Genomic DNA, 19,933 nt, shown 5'->3' with positions numbered 1-19,933 from the left:
CATGCAGATTCAAAAAAGTTTTAAGGGACAATCTCCATATGGCAAACTTTATCTAGTGGCAACACCGATTGGCAATCTAGATGACATGACCTTTCGTGCCATTCAGACCTTGAAAGAAGTGGACTGGATTGCAGCTGAGGACACGCGCAATACAGGACTTTTGCTCAAGCATTTTGACATTTCCACCAAGCAGATTAGTTTTCACGAGCACAATGCCAAGGAAAAAATTCCTGATTTGATTGGTTTCTTGAAAGCAGGACAAAGTATCGCTCAGGTATCCGATGCGGGTCTGCCTAGTATCTCGGACCCTGGTCATGATTTGGTTAAGGCAGCTATTGAGGAAGAAATTGCAGTAGTGACAGTTCCGGGTGCCTCTGCAGGGATTTCTGCTTTGATTGCCAGTGGTTTAGCTCCACAACCACATATCTTTTACGGTTTCTTACCGAGAAAATCAGGCCAGCAAAAGCAATTTTTCGACTTAAAAAAAGATTACCCAGAAACTCAGATTTTCTACGAATCGCCCCACCGTGTATCAGATACATTGGAAAATATGCTAGAAGTCTACGGTGACCGCTCGGTAGTCTTGGTCAGGGAATTGACCAAAATCTATGAAGAATACCAACGAGGAAAGATTTCAGAGCTACTAGAAAGTATTGCTGAAACGCCACTCAAGGGTGAATGCCTTCTCATCGTTAAAGGCGCAAGTCAGGATGTGGAGGAAAAGGACGAGGAGGACTTGTTTTCAGAAATCCAATCTCGTATCCAGCAAGGCATGAAGAAAAATCAAGCCATTAAGGAAGTTGCGAAACTCTACCAGTGGAATAAAAGCCAACTCTACGCTGCCTACCACGAATGGGAAGAAAATCAAGAAAATGACTAAACAGGGAAGTTTGCCATCTTCCCTTTTTTTGTTATACTAGTAGAAGAAAAATTAGAAAGATTTGTGGGTGTCAAATAGTCTAGTAGCTTGTTTTTATTTGGACTTGGTTTCCACCCAAAGAGGTATTAGTGTCGTGTCTCAATCTTATATCAATGTTATCGGTGCTGGTTTGGCAGGTTCTGAAGCAGCTTACCAAATCGCAGAACGCGGTATTCCAGTTAAACTTTATGAAATGCGTGGGGTCAAGTCAACACCTCAGCACAAAACAGACAATTTTGCTGAATTGGTTTGTTCCAATTCCTTACGTGGGGATGCTTTGACCAATGCAGTTGGGCTTCTCAAGGAAGAAATGCGTCGCTTGGGTTCTGTTATCTTGGAATCTGCTGAAGCTACACGTGTTCCTGCTGGTGGAGCCCTTGCGGTGGACCGTGATGGTTTCTCTCAAATGGTGACTGAAAAAGTGGCTAATCATCCCTTGATTGAAGTGGTTCGTGATGAAATTACAGAATTGCCGACTGATGTTATTACAGTTGTCGCTACTGGTCCTTTGACCAGCGACGCCCTAGCTGAAAAGATTCATGCCCTCAATGACGGTGATGGTTTCTATTTCTACGACGCTGCAGCGCCGATTATCGATGTCAACACCATCGATATGAGCAAGGTCTATCTCAAGTCTCGTTATGACAAGGGAGAAGCGGCCTACCTCAACGCTCCAATGACCAAACAAGAATTTATGGATTTCCATGAAGCCTTGATCAATGCGGAAGAAGCACCGCTCAATTCGTTTGAAAAAGAAAAGTACTTTGAAGGTTGTATGCCTATTGAAGTCATGGCCAAACGTGGCATTAAAACCATGCTTTATGGTCCTATGAAACCAGTCGGTCTGGAGTATCCAGACGATTACACAGGCCCTCGTGACGGGGAGTTCAAAACACCGTATGCGGTTGTCCAACTTCGTCAGGATAATGCGGCTGGTAGTCTCTACAATATCGTCGGTTTCCAAACCCACCTCAAATGGGGAGAACAAAAGCGTGTCTTCCAAATGATTCCTGGTCTTGAAAATGCTGAGTTTGTTCGTTATGGGGTTATGCACCGCAATTCTTACATGGATTCACCAAATCTTCTTGAGCAGACTTACCGTTCTAAGAAACAGCCTAACCTCTTCTTTGCTGGTCAGATGACGGGTGTGGAAGGCTATGTTGAGTCAGCAGCCTCAGGCTTGGTTGCAGGTATTAACGCAGCTCGCCTCTTCAAGGGTGAAAGTGAAGCTATCTTCCCAGAGACCACAGCGATCGGAAGTCTAGCTCATTACATCACTCACGCTGATAGCAAACATTTCCAACCCATGAATGTCAACTTTGGCATTATCAAGGAGTTGGAAGGCGAGCGTATCCGTGATAAGAAGGCTCGTTATGAAAAAATTGCAGAGCGTGCCCTTACCGACTTAGAGGAATTTTTAACGGTCTATTTTTTTTCAAAGAATTGCTCATGATACTATAAAAATCTTAGAAATTGTGATAAAATAGGTAGGATAAAAAAAGGAGAGTAAAAATGGCGAATCCCAAGTATAAACGTATTTTAATCAAGTTATCAGGTGAAGCCCTTGCCGGTGAACGTGGCGTAGGGATTGATATCCAGACAGTTCAAACAATCGCAAAAGAGATTCAAGAAGTTCATAGCTTAGGTATCGAAATTGCCCTTGTTATTGGTGGAGGGAATCTCTGGCGTGGTGAACCTGCTGCAGAAGCAGGAATGGACCGCGTTCAGGCAGATTACACTGGAATGCTTGGGACCGTGATGAATGCTCTTGTGATGGCAGATTCATTGCAACAAGTTGGTGTCGATACGCGTGTGCAAACTGCCATTGCCATGCAACAAGTGGCAGAACCTTATGTACGTGGACGTGCTCTTCGCCACCTTGAAAAAGGCCGCATCGTTATCTTTGGTGCTGGTATTGGTTCACCTTACTTCTCAACAGATACAACAGCGGCTCTTCGTGCAGCTGAAATCGAAGCAGATGCCATTCTGATGGCTAAAAATGGTGTCGACGGTGTTTACAATGCCGATCCTAAGAAGGACAAGACAGCCGTTAAGTTTGAAGAATTGACTCACCGTGATGTTATCAACAAAGGTCTTCGTATCATGGACTCAACTGCTTCAACCCTCTCAATGGATAACGACATCGACTTGGTGGTCTTCAACATGAACCAACCAGGTAACATCAAACGTGTCGTATTTGGTGAAAATATCGGAACAACAGTTTCAAACAATATCGAAGAAAAGGAATAGAAAAGATTATGGCTAACGCAATTGTAGAAAAAGCTAAAGAGAGAATGACCCAGTCTCACCAATCACTTGCTCGTGAATTTGGTGGGATCCGTGCCGGACGTGCCAATGCAAGCTTGCTGGACCGTGTCTACGTAGAATACTATGGAGTAGAAACTCCTCTTAATCAAATCGCTTCTATCACTATTCCAGAAGCGCGTGTTTTGTTGGTAACACCATTTGACAAGTCTTCATTGAAAGACATCGAACGTGCCTTGAACGCTTCTGATCTTGGTATTACACCAGCTAATGACGGCTCTGTGATCCGTTTGGTTATCCCTGCTCTTACAGAAGAGACTCGTCGTGACCTTGCCAAAGAAGTGAAGAAGGTCGGTGAAAATGCTAAAGTGGCTGTCCGCAATATCCGTCGCGACGCTATGGATGAAGCTAAAAAGCAAGAAAAAGCAAAAGAAATCACTGAAGACGAATTGAAGACTCTTGAAAAAGATATTCAAAAAGTAACAGACGATGCTGTGAAACACATCGACGACATGACTGCTAATAAAGAAAAAGAAATCTTGGAAGTCTAAAAATAAACAGAAAAACTCAGTTGGCATTGCTGGCTGAGTTTTATTCGAAAGAAGGAAATATGAATACAAATCTTGCAAGTTTTATCGTTGGACTCATCATCGATGAAAATGACCGTTTTTACTTTGTGCAAAAGGATGGTCAGACCTATGCTCTTGCCAAGGAAGAAGGCCAACATACAGTAGGGGATACGGTCAAAGGTTTTGCCTATACGGATATGAAGCAGAAACTCCGCTTGACCACTCAAGAAGTTACTGCCACTCAAGACCAATTTGGCTGGGGAACCGTAACAGAAGTTCGTAAGGATTTGGGTGTTTTTGTTGATACCGGTCTACCTGATAAGGAAATCGTTGTGTCACTCGATATTCTTCCAGAGCTTAAAGAACTCTGGCCTAAGAAGGGTGACCGACTCTATATCCGCCTTGAAGTGGACAAGAAAGACCGAATCTGGGGACTCTTGGCGTATCAGGAAGACTTCCAACGTCTGGCTCGTCCTGCTTACAACAACATGCAGAATCAAAACTGGCCAGCCATTGTTTACCGTCTCAAGCTGTCAGGAACATTTGTTTACCTACCAGAGAATAACATGCTTGGTTTCATTCACCCAAGTGAACGCTACGCAGAGCCACGTTTGGGGCAAGTGTTAGATGCGCGTGTCATTGGTTTCCGCGAGGTTGATCGCACTCTTAATCTTTCTCTCAAACCACGTTCTTTTGAGATGTTGGAAAATGATGCCCAGATGATTTTGACTTACTTGGAAAGCAATGGCGGATTTATGACCTTGAATGATAAGTCATCCCCTGAGGACATCAAAGCAACCTTTGGCATTTCTAAAGGTCAGTTCAAGAAAGCACTCGGTGGTTTGATGAAGGCTGGCAAAATCAAGCAAGACCAGTTTGGTACAGAATTGATTTAGGTCTTATAGACATGATAAAGAAACTTGAAGAAATGAGTTTAGAGGAACTCTGGCAACTTTTTCCTATTTTTCTAGTAGAGCACAGGTCAGAGTGGAAAGACTGGTATGAATTGGAGAAAACAAATCTGAAAAAAATATTGGGTACAAATGTTATTAAAAGAATAGAACATATCGGTAGCACTGCTATCCCTAATATTTGGGCCAAAAATATCGTTGATATTCTGCTAGAAGTAGGTAGAATAGAGGATTTAGCAAGAGTTAGGGATTTATTGGTGAAGAATGGGTGGCTAGTGATGTCAGAGAGTCCTAACAGGATTTCGCTAAATAAAGGATATACAGAGCAGGGCTTTGCGGAAAAAGTTTTTCATCTACATTTGCGAATGACGAGATTTATTTTAGAGATTATCTCTGCCAGCATCCTGATATCGCCCAAGCGTATCAGGAATTAAAACTAAGTTTGTGGAAACAATTTGAACACAACCGAGACGCCTATACAGATGCGAAAACGGATTTTATAAACCACTACGTTTCAGAGGCTAAGTCCAGTAATTTTCAAGAATCAGAAAAGTGTCATCAAAAAACTCTTGATAGGAGAAAGAATTGAGAAAATCATTTTACACTTGGCTCATGACCGAGCGCAATCCTAAAAGTAATAGCCCAAAAGCCATCTTGGCAGACCTCGCTTTTGAGGAGTCAGCTTTTCCAAAACACACGGATGATTTTGATGAGGTGAGTCGCTTTTTGGAGGAGCATGCCAGCTTCTCTTTTAACCTAGGAGACTTTGACGCCATCTGGCAAGAATACTTAGAACACTAGAGACAATGAGATGAGGCTAGTATTTTATTGTTCTCTTTGCTATAATAAAAAGAAATAAACGGATTAGAGAGGTTCTTTATTTGAAGGAACATTCAATAGACATTCAACTAAGTCACCCAGATGACTTGTTCCATCTTTTTGGTTCCAATGAGCGCCATCTTCGTTTGATGGAAGAAGAGCTCGATGTGGTGATTCATGCTCGTACGGAGATTGTGCAGGTTTTGGGAGAAGAGACTGCCTGTGAGGAAGCCCGTCAGGTTATCCAGGCTTTGATGGTCTTGGTAAATCGAGGAATGACCGTTGGCACGCCAGATGTGGTGACTGCGATTAGCATGGTCAAAAACGATGAAATCGACAAGTTTGTCGCCCTTTACGAAGAAGAAATTATCAAGGACAATACAGGGAAGCCGATCCGTGTCAAAACCTTAGGTCAAAAGCTTTATGTGGACAGTGTCAAACAGCATGATGTGACCTTTGGAATCGGACCAGCAGGGACAGGGAAGACCTTTCTTGCAGTGACCTTGGCAGTGACAGCCCTTAAACGTGGGCAAGTCAAGCGGATTATCCTTACTCGTCCAGCAGTGGAAGCAGGTGAGAGTCTAGGATTTCTTCCGGGTGATCTCAAGGAGAAGGTGGATCCTTATCTTCGACCTGTTTACGATGCTTTGTACCAGATTCTCGGGAAAGACCAAACGACCCGTCTCATGGAGCGTGAAATTATCGAAATCGCGCCCCTTGCCTATATGCGTGGTCGGACCTTGGATGATGCTTTTGTCATTTTAGATGAGGCACAAAATACGACCATCATGCAGATGAAGATGTTCCTGACTCGTTTAGGCTTTAATTCGAAGATGATTGTCAATGGAGATATCAGCCAGATTGACCTACCACGCAATGTTAAGTCCGGTTTGATTGATGCTCAAGAAAAGCTCAAGAACATTCACCAAATCGACTTTGTTCATTTTTCAGCCAAGGATGTGGTTCGTCATCCAGTTGTCGCTCAGATTATCCGAGCTTATGAATCAGCTCCAGTTAAGGTTGAAGAAAAGAACCAAGAAACAGAATAGCAAAAAAGCAGTTCAGACGTGAACTGCTCTTTTTTTTAATGAGTGTCTAGCTTTAAACAAGTTCGTCGATAGACGTGTGCTCTTTATCGAGCCCTTGAGCAACTGGTAGGCTAGTTAAGTAACCTTTATAAGTGGTCACACCTTGACGTAAGCCTTCATCTTCAGAGATTGCTTGTGCGAATCCTTTGCCGGCCAAAGCTTCGATATAAGGAAGAGTGACATTGGTTAGGGCGATGGTTGAAGTACGGGCAACCGCGCCAGGGATATTGGCAACGGCATAGTGGAGAACACCGTATTTTTCATAGACAGGTTCATCGTGTGTTGTCACACGGTCAGCTGTCTCGATAACGCCACCTTGGTCAACAGCAACGTCAACAATGACAGAGCCTGGACGCATTTGTTTGACCATCTCATCTGTCACCAATTTTGGTGCTTTGGCACCAGGGATGAGAACCGCACCAATCACCACATCAGCATCTCTCACACTTGCTTCGATGTTGAATGAATTAGACATAAGAGTTTGAATTTGATTTCCAAAGACTTCTTCTAGAGCTGAGAGACGCTTAGCGCTGATATCTAAAATAGTCACTTGAGCACCAAGACCAAGGGCGATGCGGGCAGCATGTGTACCGACGACACCACCACCGATGATGGTTACTTTTCCTTTTGGAACACCTGGTACACCACCAAGTAGAACACCAGAGCCACCAGCTTGCTTAGTAAGGAAGTGAGCTCCGATTTGAACAGCCATACGACCTGCAACCTCACTCATAGGAACGAGGAGCGGTAGTTGTCCTTGATTGTCACGAACAGTTTCATAGGCAATTCCTGTTGTTTTGGCTGCTAACATAGCTTCTGCTAATTCTGGCGCAGCGGCCATGTGCAAGTAGGTGAAGAGAAGAAGATCGTCGCGCAGATAACCATATTCAGAAGCTAGTGGCTCTTTTACTTTCACGACTAACTCGGCAGCCCAGGCTTCAGCAGCAGTAGCGACAATCTCAGCTCCTTGCTTTTGATAGTCCGAATCAGTAAATCCTGAACCGAGACCAGCATTTGTTTCGATGAGGACGCGATGTCCACGGCTGACTAAACTGTGGACGCCAGCAGGAGTGAGGGCAACGCGGTTTTCGTTATTTTTAATTTCTTTTGGAATTCCGATTAACATAGAGATAACCTACCTTTCAATTGACGGGATTGTTTTAGTTGTCACATTCCAGTTCATAAATCAAAAATGTGATGGTTTTATTGTATATGAAACCGCTTCAAAAATCAAGAAAAACTTGTCATCCAAATTTATTTATGCTAGACTAGTGAGAATCAAGCTCTAATGGAGGGAAAAGTATGGAATCAATATTTGTGAAATTTGCCCAGTATCCATCTATAGAAACGGAGCGTTTATTGCTCCGACCTGTAACCTTGGACGATGCAGAAGCTATGTTTGAGTATGCCTCAGACAGAGAAAATACACGCTACACTTTTCCAACAAATCAAAGCTTAGAAGAAACCAAGAACAACATCGCTCAGTTCTACTTGGCTAATCCCTTGGGACGCTGGGGAATCGAACTAAAAAGCAATGGTCAGTTTATTGGAACCATTGATTTGCACAAGATCGATCCTGTTCTTAAGAAGGCAGCCATTGGCTACATTATCAATAAAAAATATTGGAATCAAGGATTGACGACAGAAGCCAATCGTGCCGTGATTGAGCTGGCTTTTGAGAAGATTGGAATGAACAAGTTGACCGCTCTTCATGACAAAGACAATCCCGCATCTGGCAAGGTCATGGAGAAATCTGGGATGCGTTTTTCCCACGAAGAACCCTATGCCAGAATGGATAATAAAGAACCAGGTCGAATCATCACAAGAGTTCATTATGTCTTGACTAAGGAAGACTATTTTGCAAATAAATAAGCAGTTGAAAAGAAATTTTCGACTGTTTTTTTCTTTCTCTTGCGAATAACTTAAGAGAGGAGAAAATATGGAAGTAATTATCGAGAAAATCAAAGAGTATAAAATCATTGTCATCTGTGCTGTTTTAGGCTTGGTCTTGGGCGCATTTTTCCTACTAAAGCCAAGTTCACAAACATCTGTGAAAGAAACAAATTTGCAGACTGAAGTCTCGGCCGTTTCAAAGGATTCATCGTCTGAAAAAGAAGTGAAGAAGGAGGAAAAAGAAGAGCCTCTGGAACAAGACCTGATTACAGTGGATGTCAAAGGTGCTGTCAAATCACCAGGGATTTATGATTTGCCAGTCGGTAGTCGGGTCCATGATGCTGTTCAGAAAGCAGGTGGCTTGACAGAGCAAGCAGATAGCAAGTCGCTCAATTTAGCCCAGAAAGTCAGCGACGAGGCTCTGGTCTACGTTCCGAGTAAGGGGGAAGAAGCAGCTGGTCAGCAGACTGTCTCTGGAACGCCTTCTTCGACAAGCAAGGATAAGAAAGTCAACCTCAACAAAGCCAGTCTGGAAGAACTCAAACAGGTTAAAGGCTTGGGAGGAAAAAGAGCTCAGGACATTATCGATCATCGTGAGACAAATGGCAAATTCAAGTCGGTAGATGAATTAAAGAAAGTTTCTGGTATTGGCGCTAAGACCATAGAAAAGCTAAAAGATTATGTCACAGTGGATTAAGAATTTCCCTATCCCCCTAATCTATCTGAGTTTTCTGTTACTCTGGCTTTACTATGCTATTTTTGGAGCGTCCTATCTCGCACTGCTAGGTTTTGTTTTTTTGCTCGTCTGTCTCTTTTTCCAATTTCCTTGGAAATCGGCTGGTAAAGTTTTAGCGATTTGTGGAGTTTTTGGATTTTGGTTTCTGTTTCAAACTTGGCAACAGACACAAGCTAGTCAAGACTTAGTTGCGTCTGTAGAGAAGGTGAGAATTTTACCAGATACTATTAAAGTTAATGGAGATAGTCTGTCCTTTCGGGGCAAGGCTGACGGCCGTACCTTCCAAGTTTACTATAAACTCCAGTCCGAGGAGGAGAAAGAGCAATTTCAAGCCTTGACAGAGCTCTATGAGATTGAACTAGAAGGAAAACTTTCCGAGCCAGAAGGCCAGAGAAATTTTGGTGGATTTGACTACCAAGCCTATCTGAAAACTCAGGGGATTTACCAGACACTGACTATCAAGAGCATCCAGTCACTTAAAAAGGTTAGCAGTTGGGATATAGGTGAAAATTTGTCGGCTTTACGTCGAAAGGCTGTAGTTTGGATCAAGATGCACTTTCCAGACCCTATGCGCAACTATATGACAGGGCTTCTTTTTGGACATCTGGATACGGACTTCGAGGAGATGAATGAGCTCTATTCTAGTCTAGGAATTATCCACCTTTTTGCCTTGTCAGGTATGCAGGTAGGATTTTTTATGGATGGGTTTAAGAAGCTCCTTTTGCGATTGGGCTTGACTCAAGAAAAGTTGAAGTGGCTGACCTATCCTTTTTCCCTTATCTATGCAGGTCTGACAGGATTCTCAGCTTCGGTCATTCGCAGTCTCTTGCAAAAGTTACTGGCCCAACATGGTGTTAAGAGTTTGGATAATTTTGCCTTAACGGTTCTTGTCCTCTTTATCATCATGCCCAACTTTTTCTTGACAGCAGGAGGAGTCTTGTCCTGTGCTTATGCTTTTATCTTGACCATGACTAGCAAAGAAGGCGATGGGATCAAGGCTGTTGCCAGAGAAAGTGTGGTCATTTCTTTAGGAATATTGCCCATTCTATCCTTTTATTTTGCAGAATTTCAGCCTTGGTCTATCCTTTTGACCTTTGTCTTTTCCTTTCTGTTTGATGTGGTATTCTTACCGCTTTTGTCCATCTTATTCATTCTGTCTTTTGTTTACCCAGTCACTCAGTTTAACTTTGTTTTTGAGTGGTTGGAGAACATCATTCGCTTGGTATCGCAGCTGGCAAGCAGGCCTCTGGTCTTTGGTCAACCCAACGCATGGCTGTTGATTCTACTGTTAGTTTCATTGGCCTTTGTCTATGACTTTAGGAAAAACATCAAAAGACTAGCAGGAGTCAGTCTTTTTATTGTGGGGCTCTTTTTCTTGACCAAGCATCCACTTGAAAATGAAATTACCATGCTAGATGTTGGACAAGGGGAGAGTATTTTCCTACGGGATGTAACTGGTAAAACTATTCTCATAGATGTAGGAGGTAAGGCAGAATCTGACAAGAAAATCCAAGCTTGGCAGGAAAAGGCGACGACCAGCAATGTCCAGCGAAACTTGATTCCCTATCTTAAAAGTCGAGGAGTAGATAAGATTGACCAGCTGATTTTGACCAATACAGACAAGGAACATGTTGGTGATTTACTGGAGGTGACCAAGGCTTTCCATGTTGGGGAGATTTTAGTATCACAAGGAAGTCTGACACAGAAGGAATTTGTGGCAGAATTAGAAGCAAGTCAAACCAAGGTACGTAGTGTGACAGCAGGGGAAAATTTGCCGATTTTTGGGAGTCAGTTAGAAGTCCTATCTTCAAGGCAGATTGGAAATGGGGATCGTGATGGTTCCCTGATTCTTTATGGAAAACTCTTAGATAAGCACTTTCTCTTTACAGGAAATTTGAAAGAGAAGGGAGAGAAGGATCTTCTAAAGCAATACCCTGACTTAGAGGTGGATGTCCTGAAAGCAGGCCAACATGGTGCTAAAACATCATCCAATTCAGCTTTCCTAGAACAGCTCAAACCGGAGTTCACTCTCATCTCAGTTGGAAAAAACAATCGTGCGAAACTCCCCCATCAGGAATCCTTGACACGAATGGAAAGTATCAAGAGTAAGATTTACAGAACTGACCAGCAAGGGGCTATCCGCTTTACAGGGTGGAATAGTTGGCGAATTGAAACGGTTCGATAAAATAGACAAACTTTTCGAAAAATTGACTTTTTATCTTGACAAGGAATAGAAAACTTGGTATCATATAAAAGTTGAGAAAAGCAGAAGTGAGAGCTTCTCGCCTTGTGACATCAAGTTGCCTGGCCCTACGGATGAAAAGTTTCTAAGAAACGCTATCATAACGTGCGGGCTTGTATCATTACGAGTCCGCTATTGTTTTTCTCTAATAATAAAAAAGAGGTGAAAACCATAGCAAAGCAAGACTTATTCATCAATGATGAAATTCGTGTACGTGAAGTTCGCTTGATCGGTCTTGAGGGAGAACAGCTAGGCATCAAGCCACTCAGCGAAGCGCAAGCATTGGCTGATAGTGCGAATGTTGACTTAGTTTTAATTCAACCCCAAGCAAAACCGCCTGTTGCTAAAATTATGGACTACGGTAAGTTCAAATTTGAGTACCAGAAAAAGCAAAAAGAACAACGTAAAAAACAAAGTGTTGTTACTGTGAAAGAAGTTCGTCTGAGTCCAACTATTGACAAGGGTGACTTTGACACAAAACTTCGCAATGCACGCAAGTTCCTTGAAAAAGGAAATAAAGTTAAGGTATCCATTCGCTTTAAAGGGCGTATGATCACCCATAAAGAGATTGGTGCAAAAGTTTTAGCCGAGTTTGCTGAAGCAACACAAGATATTGCGATCATCGAACAACGAGCTAAGATGGATGGACGCCAAATGTTCATGCAGTTGGCGCCAGCAACTGACAAAAAATAATTGTCAGAAAGTTAAATAAAGGAGAAAAAATCATGCCAAAACAAAAAACACACCGCGCATCAGCTAAACGTTTCAAACGTACAGGTTCTGGTGGACTTAAACGTTTCCGTGCTTACACTTCTCACCGTTTCCACGGAAAAACTAAGAAACAACGTCGTCATCTTCGTAAAGCATCTATGGTGCATTCAGGAGATTTCAAACGTATCAAAGCAATGCTTACTCGCTTGAAATAATAGCCTAACAGTAAGTAAACAATTCTAGGAAATATTTGGAGGAAATAAAACATGGCACGTGTTAAAGGTGGCGTTGTATCACGCAAACGTCGTAAACGTATTCTTAAATTAGCAAAAGGTTACTATGGAGCTAAACACATCTTGTTCCGTACTGCAAAAGAACAAGTAATGAACTCTTACTACTATGCATACCGTGACCGTCGTCAGAAAAAACGTGACTTCCGTAAATTGTGGATCACTCGTATCAATGCGGCAGCTCGTTTGAACGGACTTTCATACTCACAATTGATGCATGGTTTGAAATTGGCTGAAATCGAAGTTAACCGTAAAATGCTTGCTGACTTGGCTGTTAACGATGCAGCAGCTTTCACAGCTCTTGCAGATGCAGCTAAAGCAAAACTTGGTAAATAATGACAAACTGTTTCATTCTTACTCTCGTGGTTTTTACCGCAAGAGTAGGGTGAAACTTTTTTATTTTCCTTAAACGATTTTCTATTTTAGAGAGTAAATAACAGATTTTTTCAAAGAAAATAGGATATTTCTTGTATAATAGGAATATCTAAAAAAGATTTGGAGTTAGAAGAAGATGATAGTAGGTATTGATTTAGGGACGACTAATTCTTTAGTAGGGGTATACCAAGATGGCCAGGTCAAGCTGATTCCCAATGCTTTTGGTGAGTATTTAACTCCTTCTGTTGTGGCTTTAGATGACAATGCTGAGATTATAGTTGGAAAAATTGCCAAGGAACGCTTGGTGACCCACCCAGACAAGACGGTTTCTCAGTTCAAGCGTTTTATGGGGACCAAGCATGAGTTGACGCTAGGAAATCGAGCATATAAGGCTGAAGAATTAAGCTCTTTTATCATTCGAAAGTTGGTAGACGATGCAGAGACCTATCTTGGAGAAAAGGTTGAGGAAGTGATTGTTAGTGTTCCAGCCTATTTCAATGATGCTCAACGCTATGCGACTAAACTAGCAGGGAAATTTGCAGGCGTTCAGATTGATCGGATTATCAATGAACCCTCTGCTGCAGCTCTTGCTAAAAGATCTATGGTAAACCAAGAAGATCAATCTTTTATTGTAGTCGATTTTGGTGGTGGCACTCTGGACATTTCAGTTGTAGAGCTATTTGATAACATTGTTGAAATAGTGTCAATCGCAGGGGACAATCGTTTGGGAGGAGAAGACTTTACTGCGGCTATTGCTGAGGAATTTTTAGTCTCCAATCAATTAACCAAGGATACGATTTCCCGAGAATTTTATAGCAAAATTCTGGTACAGGCTGAAAAGACAAAGCTAGAACTCAATAGTAAAGAAGAAGTGAAGATGATGGTTCTGGACCAAGAACAGGAATACACTTTAGACCTGAGCTACCAGCGTTTTTATGAGCTTTGTCAACCGTTGCTAGCCCGTGTTAAGGCTGTTTTGGATCGTGCCTTGATGGATGCACGCTATAGCTATGTGTCATCAGATAACTTTGTTCTTGTTGGGGGGACTTCGAAACTCCGCTTGGTTCAGGACTTTTTATCCTACTGTATCAATCAAATGGTGCAGGTTTCGGATGATCCTGATCGGATGATTGCGAGAGGTTGTGCCCTTCTAGCAGGTATCAAAGAACGCCAGGGTGAGATACGAGATTTATTACTATCTGATATTTGTCCTTTTACACTGGGGATTGAGATAGTTGGAGACCGTTTTTCGCCGATTATTGAGCGAAATTCTACCCTACCTGCTTCACGCATTGAACAGTACTATACGGCTGAATTGGGACAGAGCCAAGTCAAGATAAAGGTCTATCAAGGTGAGATGATGAAGGCATCTCAAAACCTGTTCCTAGGAGAATTAGAAGTTCCCGTCCCTGTGAATACTCGAGTAAATGAAAGTTTCACAGTTCGATTTACCTATGATTTAAATGGGATTTTGGATGTCGAAGTGAAAATTGATTCAACACAGGAAGTCTTTAGTCATGTTATTCTCCAAGATAGTGTTACTCTGACAGAAAAGGAAATCAAGGCTAAGCAAGCAGAGTTGACTCGCTATAAGATCAATGCTCAAGAAACAGAGGTTTATCGCTTCTTGATTGAAAAAGCGAATCGCGTGTACAGTATGCTCTTGGGGAGAAGAAGAGATGAGCTAATGGCTGAAACTAGACGATTTGAAGAAGAGGTCAGTCAAGCATCTGTTTATCATTTGCCAAAACTTTATCAATCATTTTCAAACTATTTAGACTTCCTAGATCGAGGACTATAAAAGAGGAGACCTTATGAATATATGGGAAACTTTAGGGATAGAGCCAACGACTGACGTCAAGCTTATTAGAAGGCGTTATGCTGAACTGGTTCGGCTCTATCACCCAGAAGACCAACCAAAAATTTACCAAGAAATTGTTGAAGCTTATCAAAAAGCCTTGACTTATGCGAGGTCTAGAAATACAAGACTAGAAAAAAGTCTAAGAAAAGCGAGTGACTCTCAAGAAGCTACTGAACTTGAAGAAGAGGCGAATGAAAAGCCTAACTCTAGTCTCAACTTTGAGAACTTGACTGAAGAAACGAAGACTGAGAACAAAGAGTCTGAAACATCAAGTCTTGATTTCAGTGATTATCAGAAATCGACTGATAAAACCAGCGATTCCTTTAACTTTGAAACCTTTAAAGCGGAAGAGGATGAGCAAAAGCCCACCCTTGACTTTAGTGACTATGATGAGGAAGTTCAGCTAAATGGAGATTCTGAAGAAAGAGCTACGAATCCCCTCAATTTTGAAACGTTTGGTGATGAAGAGAACCAGGGGCAAGAAGGATTAACAAGGTCTACTCTTGACTTTAGCGGTTATAATGAAGAAACTTATCTGATCCGAAATGCGATTGAAAGTATTGTTAAAAATGATGATTACAGTCCAGAAGAACAAGAGCATCTATGGCGTCAGTTCTTTCATCAGTATCAGTATGATATGGACATTGTTCAATCCGTTTTAGAGGAAATGGATGTTTATATTTTTAACAAACCGGAGCAATTCTCTATCCTCATTCCCTTGCTGGAAGATTATATACCTGACTTTAAGTACTGGGGCTATTACTATAAACTGAAGTATTGGAAAGTTAAAAGAGCTATAGCAGAAGAGGAAGGCAGTTCGCTTGAAAGCGCACATGAAGCCACTGAAGAATTCTATTATTCTTATCAACTTTGCCAAGAAATTCTCCATGATTTTAACAAAGCAAATCAATTGAGCTCTTGGATAGAGTTTTTCAAGCACCCCTATCTGAGCTTTATGGTCTTAGATCAAGTAAATCAAAATCGTCAAATAATCAAGAGTGTGCCAGTTTTAACCTATATTCTTGAAAAAAACCGACAAGTCATATTTGAAGAGGATTATCCACTCTTGAATGACTTGGCTGATTACATAGAGGAAGTAAAAGGGGAGCTGGGAGAAAACGTTGACTTTAGTCATTACTCTCTAGATAATCCAGATGAAGTTGAGGCAGCCTTCTATGAGTTGATCCATGCTCACTATGAAGACGAGTACAAACTGTTACGTGATTGGCAATATCTTTTTGAAACAGTCAAAGATCACACGCTCCTACTTTATTTGTTAGAAAAGGTGGACGTCTATCCTTTAACCAATGCGAAAGTGTTAGCCCTTGTTTTCCAATTTGTGGAGCGTTACAGTGATGAGGAATCAAATCCTTACCTGAAAAAACTCCATTTCTGGAAGAGTATCCATTCTTATCCTTCAGTGGTAGAGGAGTACGCACTAGATAAAAAAGAAAATTTTGATTACTGGTACAATGAAGGTTATCTTTATATGGATAAGCTCACCAAGAGCGATGAAGATATAAATGATTGGGAGAAGTGGAGAAGCTACTTTAAAGGAAGACCACGCATTCTAACGATTTTACTTCAACAGATCTATAAGGAGTACCATCGATTTACAGATGGCGATCTCCTGAGATATGTTTTAGCTCCTTTTCCTACTTCTAAAATGGCTCCCCAAATGATGACGGAGGAGACAGACCAGAAACTAGAAGAGATGACAGTTTATGCTTATGAACTTAGTCATCCAAAGGCCAGACTCTCTTATTTGGATTGGAAAAAAAGACAGGTCTTTAAAAATAAGTTTCTTCAGATTTTCTCTGGTCTCTTTACGATTGTAAGTTTGATACTCAGTATTATAGAGCGACCTGGTTATAATTCATGGGTTCATGCGGGTATGTTTTCTCTCTTTTACGTCTATATGCTAAAATTAAGAAAAACACCAATTGAGGAAGGAGTGACTGCTAGAGGAGAAAAACGGAAATTCTACTACAGCCCCCATCCATGGTTCCTACTAATCTTGCTATTGACCCTCGTCATTCCATCCTTACCGTTTGGCCTCATCGGTGCTCTTATGTTCATTACATTTTTCAGCTTCATCGATGGTTTTCAAGTGAGTCAGGGGCTGAAATGGGATTATTCTTTGGATAAGCTGATTCCTGTTGGTATCTTTCTTTCTGCTGGTTTTTTTTCTGCTTTGGTAAATCGAAGCCAGATCATTTCTGGAGTTGCAATGATGTACTTCCATATTTTTGCAATCCTTGTGATTTGCTTGTCTTTTACAAGATTTAGTCCTGGATTTCCACCATCTCTGAAGAAAATTTTCATACCAGCAATCTTGGGAATCTTACTCTTTCAAACGTTGCCCTACATTCACAGCCGTTTAGACATCTTTGATCCAACTATTCTACGAAATGAAACACTGGCTATAACTGTTATCCTCTTGTTAAATGGAATTGCCTTGTCTTATTTTACAAAGGAACAAGGCTTCATGATTGGTGTGAAGAAGGTCTTTATGATTTATGGCTTGCAGATCTTTATTTTCCTAAGAAGACTGTTCCGAATCCTATTTGCACCAAATTCAGTTTTCGGTAATAACTATCATCACAAAGACTTACTAATCATGAACAGTGAATTTACGTTCTACTTCCTCGAAGGACTTTTTGTCCTTATCATGCTTCTCATTATTCGCAATATACGCAAGGAAAACCGCAAAAGTTCTGCATAGAATGAAAGCGCAGAGAAGAGGACTCTAGTTCAAGTTCCTAGTAAATTTTCCTGAATAAAGGTATAATAGAACTATTCAAATGAAAGAGGTAATGAAGATGGCTTCAAAAATGTTACACACTTGCTTGCGAGTAGAAAACCTTGAAAAATCAATTGCATTCTATCAAGATGCTTTTGGTTTTAAAGAATTGCGTCGCAGAGATTTTCCAGATCATGCTTTCACCATTGTCTATCTAGGACTTGAGGGTGATGACTACGAGTTGGAGTTAACCTATAACTATGATCACGGTCCTTATGTGGTAGGAGATGGCTTCGCCCATATCGCCCTCAGTACACCTGACCTTGAGGCCCTACATCAAGAACATAGCAACAAAGGCTATGAGGTTACAGAGCCCAAAGGCCTACCAGGTAACCCACCAAACTATTACTTTGTCAAGGATCCTGATGGCTACAAGGTCGAAGTCATTCGTGAAAAATAATCCAGTAAAGTCAAGTAGAATGTTCGTTTTCTGCTTGACTTTTTTTCTTTGAAAGAGTATACTAATACAAATTTAACCTTTAAGGGGAGTCCAGAGAGATTCACAAGGTGTCAGATAAAAGGGATAAGGGGGCTCTCTGTGGGGACTTTTTAAGTGTGCGCATGAGTTCTAGCCTAACCTAACTGAGGCCTTGCATTAGCAAGGTCTTTTCTTTATCTGGTCCCCTTAAATTTAAGGAGGAAAAGTCATGAATCCCACATGTAAGAAACGTTTGGGTGCTATTCGTTTGGAAACCATGAAGGTGGTTGCACAAGAGGAAATTGCGCCAGCAATCTTTGAATTAGTCCTAGAAGGGGAGATGGTTGAAGCCATGCGAGCAGGCCAATTTCTTCATCTGCGTGTGCCTGATGATGCCCATCTCTTGCGTCGCCCTATTTCAATTTCGTCTATTGACAAGGCAAACAAGCAGTGCCACCTCATTTATCGGATTGAGGGGGATGGGACCGCTATTTTTTCAACCTTAAGTCAGGGAGATACTCTTGATGTGATGGGACCTCAGGGAAATGGTTTTGACTTGTCTGACCTAGACGACCAGAGTCAAGTCCTCCTCGTTGGTGGGGGTATTGGTGTTCCGCCCTTGCTCGAAGTAGCCAAGGAATTGCATGCGCGTGGGGTAACAGTAGTGACAGTCCTTGGTTTTGCCAACAAGGATGCTGTTATTCTCGAAACAGAATTGGCCCAATATGGTCAGGTTTTTGTAACGACAGATGATGGTTCTTATGGTATAAAGGGAAATGTTTCTGTCGTCATCAATGACTTAGACAGTCAATTTGATGCTGTTTACTCATGTGGGGCTCCTGGAATGATGAAGTATATCAATCAAAGATTTTATGATCATCCAAGAGCCTACCTATCTCTGGAATCCCGTATGGCTTGTGGGATGGGGGCTTGCTATGCCTGTGTTCTAAAAGTGCCAGATAGTGAGACTGTCAGCCAACGCGTCTGTGAAGATGGCCCTGTTTTCCACACAGGAACAGTTGTATTATAAGGAGAAAGTGATGACTACAAATCGTTTACAAGTTTCTCTACCGGGTTTGGATTTGAAAAATCCAATTATCCCAGCATCAGGCTGTTTTGGTTTTGGTCAAGAGTATGCTAAGTACTATGATTTAGACCTTTTAGGCTCCATTATGATCAAGGCGACGACACTTGACCCCCGTTTTGGCAATCCTACTCCCAGGGTTGCAGAGACACCTGCTGGTATGCTCAACGCAATCGGCTTGCAAAATCCTGGTTTAGAAGCTGTTTTAGCTGAAAAACTACCTTGGCTGGAAAGAGAGTATCCTACGCTTCCCATCATCGCAAATGTTGCAGGCTTTTCAAAACAAGAGTACGCTGCCGTTTCTCAGGGGATTTCCAAGGCTACAAATGTAAAAGCTATCGAGCTCAATATCTCTTGTCCGAATGTGGATCACGGCAATCATGGACTTTTGATTGGGCAAGATCCTGACTTGGCTTATGAAGTGGTAAAGGCAGCTGTGGAAGCCTCTGATGTGCCAGTTTATGTTAAATTAACCCCTAGTGTAACGGATGTTGTCACCATCGCCAAAGCCGCAGAAGATGCAGGGGCAAGTGGCCTAACCATGATCAATACCCTTGTTGGTATGCGCTTTGACCTTAAAACCAGAAAACCAATCCTAGCCAATGGAACAGGTGGAATGTCTGGACCAGCAGTCTTTCCAGTAGCCCTCAAACTCATCCGCCAAGTCGCCCAAACAACCGACCTTCCCATTATTGGAATGGGAGGAGTGGATTCGGCTGAAGCAGCGATAGAAATGTATCTAGCTGGTGCATCTGCCATCGGAGTTGGAACAGCCAACTTTACCAATCCTTACGCTTGTCCTGATATCATCGAACATCTACCAAAAGTCATGGATAAGTATGGCATTAGCAGTTTGGAAGAATTACGCAAGGAAGTCAAAGCCAGTCTGAGATAAGCTAGTCTTTCCTTATCGTCAACAAGAAATAGAATCTTCATCAATTTGTAATAT

General features: G+C 41.8%; 19 protein-coding genes, 1 pseudogene and 1 other annotated feature. Of the genes and pseudogenes, 19 read left to right on the top strand and 1 reads right to left on the bottom strand.

All coding sequences use genetic code 11. The features are described from left to right. Nucleotide 1 precedes the first annotated feature (1 nt). The 8 genes and pseudogenes from rsmI (at nucleotide 2) to ACT17O_RS06720 (ending at nucleotide 6,532) form a co-directional block, all read left to right on the top strand. Nucleotides 2–880, top strand: coding sequence for a 16S rRNA (cytidine(1402)-2'-O)-methyltransferase (rsmI, locus tag ACT17O_RS06755; protein WP_001166866.1), 879 nt, complete (start codon nucleotides 2–4; stop codon nucleotides 878–880). A 133-nt stretch (nucleotides 881–1,013) separates the two neighbouring features. Then, a complete protein-coding gene (gene trmFO / locus ACT17O_RS06750; RefSeq protein WP_444817297.1) occupies nucleotides 1,014–2,372 on the top strand; it encodes a methylenetetrahydrofolate--tRNA-(uracil(54)-C(5))-methyltransferase (FADH(2)-oxidizing) TrmFO in 1,359 nt (452 codons plus the stop codon). A 59-nt stretch (nucleotides 2,373–2,431) separates the two neighbouring features. After that, nucleotides 2,432–3,169 (top strand): UMP kinase, encoded by a 738-nt coding sequence (gene pyrH, locus ACT17O_RS06745; RefSeq protein WP_000002996.1) that lies wholly within the window; start codon nucleotides 2,432–2,434, stop codon nucleotides 3,167–3,169. An 8-nt stretch (nucleotides 3,170–3,177) separates the two neighbouring features. Continuing rightward, nucleotides 3,178–3,735, top strand: coding sequence for a ribosome recycling factor (gene frr / locus ACT17O_RS06740; RefSeq protein WP_444817296.1), 558 nt, complete (start codon nucleotides 3,178–3,180; stop codon nucleotides 3,733–3,735). Nucleotides 3,736–3,794: 59 nt separating this feature from the next. Then, the gene (gene cvfB / locus ACT17O_RS06735) at nucleotides 3,795–4,649 is read left to right on the top strand and encodes an RNA-binding virulence regulatory protein CvfB (protein ID WP_444817295.1); all 855 of its coding nucleotides are present in this window, start codon (nucleotides 3,795–3,797) and stop codon (nucleotides 4,647–4,649) included. Between the two features lie 11 nt (nucleotides 4,650–4,660). Then, nucleotides 4,661–5,253, top strand: a pseudogene (locus ACT17O_RS06730) (GrpB family protein). After that, on the top strand, nucleotides 5,250–5,465 hold the full coding sequence (locus ACT17O_RS06725) for a YozE family protein (protein ID WP_001232084.1): 216 nt from the start codon (nucleotides 5,250–5,252) through the stop codon (nucleotides 5,463–5,465). Before ACT17O_RS06730 ends, ACT17O_RS06725 begins: the two are co-directional and overlap by 4 nt. An 80-nt stretch (nucleotides 5,466–5,545) precedes the next feature. Then, entirely contained in the window at nucleotides 5,546–6,532 is a 987-nt protein-coding gene (locus ACT17O_RS06720; RefSeq protein ID WP_444817294.1) for a PhoH family protein, read from the top strand. Nucleotides 6,533–6,584: 52 nt separating this feature from the next. Here the strand turns inward: ACT17O_RS06720 and ald are convergent, their stop codons facing one another. Next, nucleotides 6,585–7,697, bottom strand: coding sequence for an alanine dehydrogenase (gene ald / locus ACT17O_RS06715; protein WP_444817293.1), 1,113 nt, complete (start codon nucleotides 7,695–7,697; stop codon nucleotides 6,585–6,587). 176 nt (nucleotides 7,698–7,873) lie between these two features. On the opposite strand from ald, the gene ACT17O_RS06710 reads away from it, so the two are divergent. From ACT17O_RS06710 to ACT17O_RS06660, 11 genes are all read left to right on the top strand, one after another. After that, nucleotides 7,874–8,443 carry a GNAT family N-acetyltransferase gene (locus ACT17O_RS06710; protein WP_444817292.1) on the top strand — a complete coding sequence of 190 codons (570 nt, stop codon included), beginning with the start codon at nucleotides 7,874–7,876 and terminating at the stop codon, nucleotides 8,441–8,443. A 67-nt stretch (nucleotides 8,444–8,510) separates the two neighbouring features. Beyond that, on the top strand, nucleotides 8,511–9,161 hold the full coding sequence (locus tag ACT17O_RS06705) for a helix-hairpin-helix domain-containing protein (RefSeq protein ID WP_434398823.1): 651 nt from the start codon (nucleotides 8,511–8,513) through the stop codon (nucleotides 9,159–9,161). Beyond that, entirely contained in the window at nucleotides 9,145–11,385 is a 2,241-nt protein-coding gene (locus tag ACT17O_RS06700; protein WP_444817291.1) for a DNA internalization-related competence protein ComEC/Rec2, read from the top strand. Before ACT17O_RS06705 ends, ACT17O_RS06700 begins: the two co-directional genes overlap by 17 nt. 72 nt (nucleotides 11,386–11,457) lie before the next feature. Continuing rightward, nucleotides 11,458–11,589: a sequence feature (ribosomal protein L20 leader region), on the top strand. Nucleotides 11,590–11,604: 15 nt separating this feature from the next. After that, the gene (gene infC / locus ACT17O_RS06695; RefSeq protein ID WP_000848184.1) at nucleotides 11,605–12,135 is read left to right on the top strand and encodes a translation initiation factor IF-3; all 531 of its coding nucleotides are present in this window, start codon (nucleotides 11,605–11,607) and stop codon (nucleotides 12,133–12,135) included. Between the two features lie 32 nt (nucleotides 12,136–12,167). Beyond that, nucleotides 12,168–12,368: a 50S ribosomal protein L35 gene (rpmI, locus tag ACT17O_RS06690; protein WP_001125942.1), complete on the top strand. Its 201-nt coding sequence runs from the start codon at nucleotides 12,168–12,170 to the stop codon at nucleotides 12,366–12,368. A 51-nt stretch (nucleotides 12,369–12,419) separates the two neighbouring features. Continuing rightward, on the top strand, nucleotides 12,420–12,779 hold the full coding sequence (gene rplT / locus ACT17O_RS06685; RefSeq protein ID WP_000124830.1) for a 50S ribosomal protein L20: 360 nt from the start codon (nucleotides 12,420–12,422) through the stop codon (nucleotides 12,777–12,779). Between the two features lie 175 nt (nucleotides 12,780–12,954). Continuing rightward, a complete protein-coding gene (locus tag ACT17O_RS06680) occupies nucleotides 12,955–14,619 on the top strand; it encodes an Hsp70 family protein (protein ID WP_444817290.1) in 1,665 nt (554 codons plus the stop codon). A 13-nt stretch (nucleotides 14,620–14,632) separates the two neighbouring features. Further along, nucleotides 14,633–17,404, top strand: coding sequence for a J domain-containing protein (locus ACT17O_RS06675; RefSeq protein ID WP_444817289.1), 2,772 nt, complete (start codon nucleotides 14,633–14,635; stop codon nucleotides 17,402–17,404). 97 nt (nucleotides 17,405–17,501) lie between these two features. After that, a complete protein-coding gene (gene gloA / locus ACT17O_RS06670) occupies nucleotides 17,502–17,882 on the top strand; it encodes a lactoylglutathione lyase (protein WP_033629915.1) in 381 nt (126 codons plus the stop codon). A 247-nt stretch (nucleotides 17,883–18,129) separates the two neighbouring features. Next, entirely contained in the window at nucleotides 18,130–18,930 is an 801-nt protein-coding gene (locus tag ACT17O_RS06665; RefSeq protein WP_444817288.1) for a dihydroorotate dehydrogenase electron transfer subunit, read from the top strand. Continuing rightward, complete coding sequence (locus ACT17O_RS06660) at nucleotides 18,893–19,879, top strand: dihydroorotate dehydrogenase (protein ID WP_444817287.1); 987 nt, start codon at nucleotides 18,893–18,895, stop codon at nucleotides 19,877–19,879. The genes ACT17O_RS06665 and ACT17O_RS06660 overlap by 38 nt, the downstream gene beginning before the upstream one ends. The last annotated feature ends 54 nt before the right edge of the window (nucleotides 19,880–19,933 follow it).

It is taken from the genome of Streptococcus sp. HJ1, from assembly GCF_052399005.1.
GTDB lineage: Bacteria > Bacillota > Bacilli > Lactobacillales > Streptococcaceae > Streptococcus.
Note: the sequence above shows the minus strand (reverse complement) of the source record. Positions and strands in the feature narration are given on the sequence as shown.

What these genes read in the sequence shown, in the direction of transcription:
- ACT17O_RS06710 (WP_444817292.1), top strand. Translation starts at nt 7,874, where the DNA reads ATGGAATCAATATTTGTGAAATTTGCCCAGTATCCATCTATAGAAACG.
- ACT17O_RS06680 (WP_444817290.1), top strand. Translation starts at nt 12,955, where the DNA reads ATGATAGTAGGTATTGATTTAGGGACGACTAATTCTTTAGTAGGGGTA.
- ald (WP_444817293.1), bottom strand. Translation starts at nt 7,697, where the DNA reads ATGTTAATCGGAATTCCAAAAGAAATTAAAAATAACGAAAACCGCGTT.
- pyrH (WP_000002996.1), top strand. Translation starts at nt 2,432, where the DNA reads ATGGCGAATCCCAAGTATAAACGTATTTTAATCAAGTTATCAGGTGAA.
- rplT (WP_000124830.1), top strand. Translation starts at nt 12,420, where the DNA reads ATGGCACGTGTTAAAGGTGGCGTTGTATCACGCAAACGTCGTAAACGT.
- ACT17O_RS06700 (WP_444817291.1), top strand. Translation starts at nt 9,145, where the DNA reads ATGTCACAGTGGATTAAGAATTTCCCTATCCCCCTAATCTATCTGAGT.
- cvfB (WP_444817295.1), top strand. Translation starts at nt 3,795, where the DNA reads ATGAATACAAATCTTGCAAGTTTTATCGTTGGACTCATCATCGATGAA.
- ACT17O_RS06705 (WP_434398823.1), top strand. Translation starts at nt 8,511, where the DNA reads ATGGAAGTAATTATCGAGAAAATCAAAGAGTATAAAATCATTGTCATC.
- ACT17O_RS06665 (WP_444817288.1), top strand. Translation starts at nt 18,130, where the DNA reads ATGAATCCCACATGTAAGAAACGTTTGGGTGCTATTCGTTTGGAAACC.
- gloA (WP_033629915.1), top strand. Translation starts at nt 17,502, where the DNA reads ATGGCTTCAAAAATGTTACACACTTGCTTGCGAGTAGAAAACCTTGAA.
- ACT17O_RS06660 (WP_444817287.1), top strand. Translation starts at nt 18,893, where the DNA reads ATGGCCCTGTTTTCCACACAGGAACAGTTGTATTATAAGGAGAAAGTG.
- rpmI (WP_001125942.1), top strand. Translation starts at nt 12,168, where the DNA reads ATGCCAAAACAAAAAACACACCGCGCATCAGCTAAACGTTTCAAACGT.
- rsmI (WP_001166866.1), top strand. Translation starts at nt 2, where the DNA reads ATGCAGATTCAAAAAAGTTTTAAGGGACAATCTCCATATGGCAAACTT.
- frr (WP_444817296.1), top strand. Translation starts at nt 3,178, where the DNA reads ATGGCTAACGCAATTGTAGAAAAAGCTAAAGAGAGAATGACCCAGTCT.
- ACT17O_RS06675 (WP_444817289.1), top strand. Translation starts at nt 14,633, where the DNA reads ATGAATATATGGGAAACTTTAGGGATAGAGCCAACGACTGACGTCAAG.